Source organism: Pantoea dispersa (genome assembly GCF_014155765.1).
Lineage (GTDB): Bacteria > Pseudomonadota > Gammaproteobacteria > Enterobacterales > Enterobacteriaceae > Pantoea > Pantoea dispersa.
Window position 1 is genome coordinate 1 of record NZ_SCKT01000026.1, and the last position, 1604, is coordinate 1604.

The 1604-nt window shown below is 54.6% G+C and carries 1 rRNA gene; it reads right to left on the reverse strand.

What is annotated here, in order from left to right:
* Positions 1–60 precede the first annotated feature (60 nt).
* Positions 61–1602 (reverse strand): 16S ribosomal RNA (locus tag H7K56_RS23115).
* Positions 1603–1604 lie beyond the last annotated feature (2 nt).

The window sequence follows — 1604 nt, forward strand, 5'->3', positions numbered from 1 at the left end:
TGCTCGTTACTTTTCTATCAGACAATCTGTGTGAGCACTTCGCGGGAAAGTATCTTCAGGTAAGGAGGTGATCCAACCGCAGGTTCCCCTACGGTTACCTTGTTACGACTTCACCCCAGTCATGAATCACAAAGTGGTAAGCGCCCTCCCGAAGGTTAAGCTACCTACTTCTTTTGCAACCCACTCCCATGGTGTGACGGGCGGTGTGTACAAGGCCCGGGAACGTATTCACCGTAGCATTCTGATCTACGATTACTAGCGATTCCGACTTCATGGAGTCGAGTTGCAGACTCCAATCCGGACTACGACGCACTTTATGAGGTCCGCTTGCTCTCGCGAGGTCGCTTCTCTTTGTATGCGCCATTGTAGCACGTGTGTAGCCCTGGCCGTAAGGGCCATGATGACTTGACGTCATCCCCACCTTCCTCCGGTTTATCACCGGCAGTCTCCTTTGAGTTCCCGGCCGAACCGCTGGCAACAAAGGATAAGGGTTGCGCTCGTTGCGGGACTTAACCCAACATTTCACAACACGAGCTGACGACAGCCATGCAGCACCTGTCTCAGAGTTCCCGAAGGCACCAAAGCATCTCTGCTAAGTTCTCTGGATGTCAAGGCCAGGTAAGGTTCTTCGCGTTGCATCGAATTAAACCACATGCTCCACCGCTTGTGCGGGCCCCCGTCAATTCATTTGAGTTTTAACCTTGCGGCCGTACTCCCCAGGCGGTCGACTTAACGCGTTAGCTCCGGAAGCCACGCCTCAAGGGCACAACCTCCAAGTCGACATCGTTTACGGCGTGGACTACCAGGGTATCTAATCCTGTTTGCTCCCCACGCTTTCGCACCTGAGCGTCAGTCTTCGTCCAGGGGGCCGCCTTCGCCACCGGTATTCCTCCAGATCTCTACGCATTTCACCGCTACACCTGGAATTCTACCCCCCTCTACGAGACTCAAGCCTGCCAGTTTCAAATGCAGTTCCCAGGTTAAGCCCGGGGATTTCACATCTGACTTAACAGACCGCCTGCGTGCGCTTTACGCCCAGTAATTCCGATTAACGCTTGCACCCTCCGTATTACCGCGGCTGCTGGCACGGAGTTAGCCGGTGCTTCTTCTGCGGGTAACGTCAATCGGCGAGGTTATTAACCTCACCGCCTTCCTCCCCGCTGAAAGTACTTTACAACCCGAAGGCCTTCTTCATACACGCGGCATGGCTGCATCAGGCTTGCGCCCATTGTGCAATATTCCCCACTGCTGCCTCCCGTAGGAGTCTGGACCGTGTCTCAGTTCCAGTGTGGCTGGTCATCCTCTCAGACCAGCTAGGGATCGTCGCCTAGGTGAGCCATTACCCCACCTACTAGCTAATCCCATCTGGGCACATCCGATGGTGTGAGGCCCGAAGGTCCCCCACTTTGGTCTTGCGACGTTATGCGGTATTAGCTACCGTTTCCAGTAGTTATCCCCCTCCATCGGGCAGTTTCCCAGACATTACTCACCCGTCCGCCACTCGCCACCCAAAGAGCAAGCTCTTCTGTGCTGCCGTTCGACTTGCATGTGTTAGGCCTGCCGCCAGCGTTCAATCTGAGCCATGATCAAACTCTTCAATTTAA